3 protein-coding genes are annotated in these 3,983 nt (G+C 71.1%); 1 reads left to right on the top strand and 2 read right to left on the bottom strand.

The window, feature by feature from the left end; all coding sequences use genetic code 11:
* Positions 1–796: MATE family efflux transporter (locus VP06_RS31375; RefSeq protein ID WP_048467745.1), on the bottom strand; the 796-nt coding region annotated here is incomplete at its 3' end.
* Positions 789–2,648, bottom strand: a complete 1,860-nt coding sequence (locus VP06_RS31380) for a monovalent cation:proton antiporter-2 (CPA2) family protein (RefSeq protein WP_048467746.1) — start codon at positions 2,646–2,648, stop codon at positions 789–791. The genes VP06_RS31380 and VP06_RS31375, both read right to left, overlap by 8 nt.
* Positions 2,649–2,862: 214 nt before the next feature.
* Between VP06_RS31380 and ispH the strand changes: the two genes are divergently transcribed.
* Positions 2,863–3,864: a 4-hydroxy-3-methylbut-2-enyl diphosphate reductase gene (gene ispH / locus VP06_RS31385; RefSeq protein ID WP_048467747.1), complete on the top strand. Its 1,002-nt coding sequence runs from the start codon at positions 2,863–2,865 to the stop codon at positions 3,862–3,864.
* Positions 3,865–3,983: the final 119 nt, after the last annotated feature.

The raw sequence follows: 3,983 nt of genomic DNA on the forward strand, positions 1-3,983 counted from the left end.
AGGCGCTCGCCACCGGCGGGGCGAGGTTGGTGAGCACGGTGGGCAAAGCCACCCGCAGGATCGGCCCGGCATCCGCCCACACCGCCGCGAGGCTCGGTCGGGCCACCATCCGGTGGACGCGCACCGCGCCGGCATAGCCCACCCAGGCGAAAGCGAGGCGAGCGATCACGATGGTGATCGCCGCTCCCTCGATCCCGAGATTCAGGCCGAAGATCAGCAACGGATCGAGCACCACCGTCACCGCGGCGCCGGCGAGCGTCACGTTCATGCCCCGCCGCGCGTCGCCGACCGCCCGCAGCACGCCGGAGAAGCCCATGCCGAGCGCCATCAGCAGGGTCGAGGGCAGGGCGATCCACAGGAAGGTCCGGGCGGCCGGCACGGTCTCAGGCGCAGCGCCGATCAGCGTCAGGAACGGCGTGAGCAGCGGCAGAAGGACGACCGTCACGAGGCCCGAGGCGACGACGGCCAGCACCAGGGACGAGGCGGCGAGCCGCCGTGCCCGTGCGACGTCGCCGCTGCCCAAGGCTCGCGAGACCAGGGCGCCGACGGCGATCATCATCCCGATATTGATCGAGACCGCGAAGATCTGGACGATGGTGGCGAAGCCCACCGCCGCCGTCAGGACGGGATCACCCAGCCGCGCGATGTAGAGCAGCGACAGGAGATCGACGACGAAGATCGCCATCAGGCCGACCGAGGCCGTCGCCCCCATCACCACGACGTGGCGGAAGGGGGAGCCGGTGACGAAGCGGGCAGGCGGGGCGGTGCCGGTGTCCGGCGGGCGCACCTCACCCATCGGCGCCGACCCGCTCGCGGGCGATGATGTCCTCGGTCTCGGGGTTGAGGCCGTGCGAGGGATGGAGCGGCGCGGTCAGGGGCTCGGGCTTGATCCGCACCAGGCTGCGCAGGGGATCGTTCCGGTCGAGGGGGTCGCCGGCCTGTTGCAGCACCAGCCGGGCGAGGTCGCGCTTGCGCACGTCGTCGACCGTGCGCGCCGCCTCCTCGGGCGAGAGGCCGAGCGCCTCCAGGGTGGCCCGCCCGAAGGCGAGGGCCGATTCGAAGGTCTCGCGGATCTGGTAGTCGACGTCGCGGCCCATCGCCTCGATCGCCTGCACCCGGTCGAACACCCGCACGTAGGTGCGGGCGGCCGGGAACTCGGCATGGACGAGATCGACGATCTTGAGGGTGGCTTCGGGATCGTCGATGCAGATGCAGACCACCTCGGCCTTGCCGGCGCCCGACGCGCGCAGCACGTCGAGGCGGGTGCCGTCGCCGTAATAGACCCGGAAGCCGAAGCGGGCGGCGCTGCGGATCTGCTCCACGTCCTTGTCGATCACCGTGACGCTCAGGCCCCGCGCCAGCAGCACCTGGTTGAGGATGTGGCCGAAGCGGCCGAAGCCGATCACCAGCACCCGGGCCTCGGCGCCCTCGATCGCCTCGGGCTCGGGTTCGAGCGGGGCGGTGGCGCGCCGCGCCAGCACCCCGTCGAGGACCTTGGCGCCGATCGGCCCGATCAGCATGGTGATGGCGGCGAGCGCGATGGCGAGCCGGCCGGACGGTCCGTCGACGAGGCCGAGTTCCTGGCCTACCGGCAGCAGCACGAAGGCGAACTCGCCCGCCGGCGCCAGCACGGCGGCGCCCCGGAACGCATCGAGCCAGGACGAGCCGAACAGCCGAAAGAGCCCGGCGACCAGCGCGACCTTGATCAGGATCGCCCCGACCGTGGCGGCGAACAGGCCGAGCCAGTTCTGCGCCACGAGGCCGAGGTCGATCGACATGCCGACGCTCATGAAGAACAGGCCGAGCAGCATGCCGCGGAACGGCTCGATATCGGCCTCGAGCTGATGGCGAAAATTCGATTCGGCGAGGAGCAGCCCGGCGAGGAACGCCCCCATCGCCATCGACAGCCCGACCTCCTCCATCAGGAGGGCGGTGCCGAGCACGACGAGCAGAGCGGCGGCCGTCATCACCTCGCTGGCGCCGCTGGCGGCGAGCAGCCGGAAGAACGGGTTGAGGCCGTAGCGCCCGACCAGCACCACCCCGATCACCGCCGCCACCGCCGTGCCGGCCGATTGCAGGGCGGTGCCGAGCCAGGCTTCGCCGCCCTGGCCGGTCCCGGTCTGGGCGATGAGCGGCAAGAGCGCCAGGATGCCGACGATCGACAGGTCCTGGAACAAAAGCACCGCGAAGGCGCGCTGGCCGTAGGGGGCCGCGAGGTCGCGGCGTTCCTCGAGGAGCTGCAACGCGACGGCGGTCGCCGAGAGGGCGAGCGCGATGCCGATCACCGTCGCGGCCCCGCCCGAGAGGCCGGTGAGGACGCCGAGGCCCCCGAGCGCCAGGGCGCAGAGCCCGAGCTGGAGCGTGCCGAGGCCCAGGATGTCGCGCCGCAGCGAGATCAGGCGCGAGATCTCCAGTTCCAGCCCGACGATGAACAGGAGCAGGACCACCCCGAGTTCCGAGACGCTGCGGGCGGTCTCCGGCTCGGTGATGAGCGAGAGGCCCGATGGGCCGATGACGACGCCGGCCACGAGGTAGCCGAGCACCGCGCTCTGCCCGAGGAGGCGGAAGATCGGCACGCCGATCACCGCGGCGGACAGGAAGGTCAGGACCGGCGGCAGGAAGCTGGCGTGGTCGGCGGCGGTCGCCATCGCGCGGGATTCTCCTGGGTTCGAGGTCGGCTCAGACCCTCCCTTAACCCGAACCGGGCTGGCGAGCGAACCCAGGCTGCGCTCCGCCGGCAGGTTCCGTGCGGACCGTCACACACGAGTCGCGGGAGACCTGTCGCGCGCGCCCTCTTGATCGCCACGATTGCGTGGCACAAGAGGTTGACAGGGACCGTCCCGCCTCGCCACATCCCGGATCATGAGCGCTCCCGTGAACCAGACCGACGCCGGTGCCGCCGCGCCCGCGAAGCCGCCCCTCGAGATCCTCCTGTGCGCGCCGCGCGGCTTCTGCGCCGGCGTGGTGCGCGCCATCGACGTGGTCGAGCGGGCGCTGGCCCTCTATGGCCCGCCCGTCTACGTGCGCCACGAGATCGTGCACAACAAGTACGTGGTCGAGAGCCTGAAGCGCAAAGGCGCGGTCTTCGTCGCCGAGCTGGACGAGGTGCCGGACGGCAAGGCCCCGGTGATCTTCTCCGCCCACGGCGTGGCCAAGACCGTGCCGCAGAACGCCGTCGCCCGCGGGCTCACCACCATCGACGCGACCTGCCCGCTGGTGACCAAGGTCCACCGCGAGGCCGAGATCCACCACAAGCGCGGCCGCCACGTGCTGCTGGTCGGCCATTCCGGCCATCCGGAGGTCGTCGGCACCATGGGCCAGCTGCCCAAGGGCTCGATCACCCTGGTGGAGGATGTCGAGCAGATCGAGGCTCTGGAGCCCGAGACCCGCGACAACCTCGCCTGGGTGACCCAGACCACCCTCTCGGTCGACGACACCCACCACATCGTCGAGGCGCTCAAGCGCAAGTTCCCAAAGATCGTCGGCCCGCACAAGGACGACATCTGCTACGCCACCACCAACCGCCAGGAGGCGGTGAAGCAGGTCGCCCCCCTCGTCGACGCGCTGATCGTCGTCGGCTCGTCCAACTCCTCGAACTCGCAGCGCCTGCGCGAGGTCGCCGAGCGGGTCGGCTGCCCGATCACCCGGCTCGTCAACCGCGCCGAGGACCTGGACTGGGACGCCTTCTCGAACATCCGCCGGCTCGGCCTCACCGCCGGCGCCTCGGCCCCCGAGGTGCTGGTGGAAGAAATCATCGACGCCTTCGCGACCCGCTACGAAGTCACGGTCGACACCGTCTCGACCACGACCGAGGACATGGTCTTCCCGCTGCCGCGCGAGTTGCGCAGCGAGGCGGCGGAGTAGGGTCGGCCTTCCTCGCTGTCTTGGCGCCCGTTGTCTTGGCGCTCGCTGTCTTGGCGTTTGCAGGATGAGACGCGGTCCCCCTCTCCCGGTGGGAGAGGGGTCAGGGGTCAGGGGTGAGG

Origin of the sequence: Methylobacterium aquaticum (assembly GCF_001043915.1) — a bacterium.
Classification (GTDB): domain Bacteria; phylum Pseudomonadota; class Alphaproteobacteria; order Rhizobiales; family Beijerinckiaceae; genus Methylobacterium; species Methylobacterium aquaticum.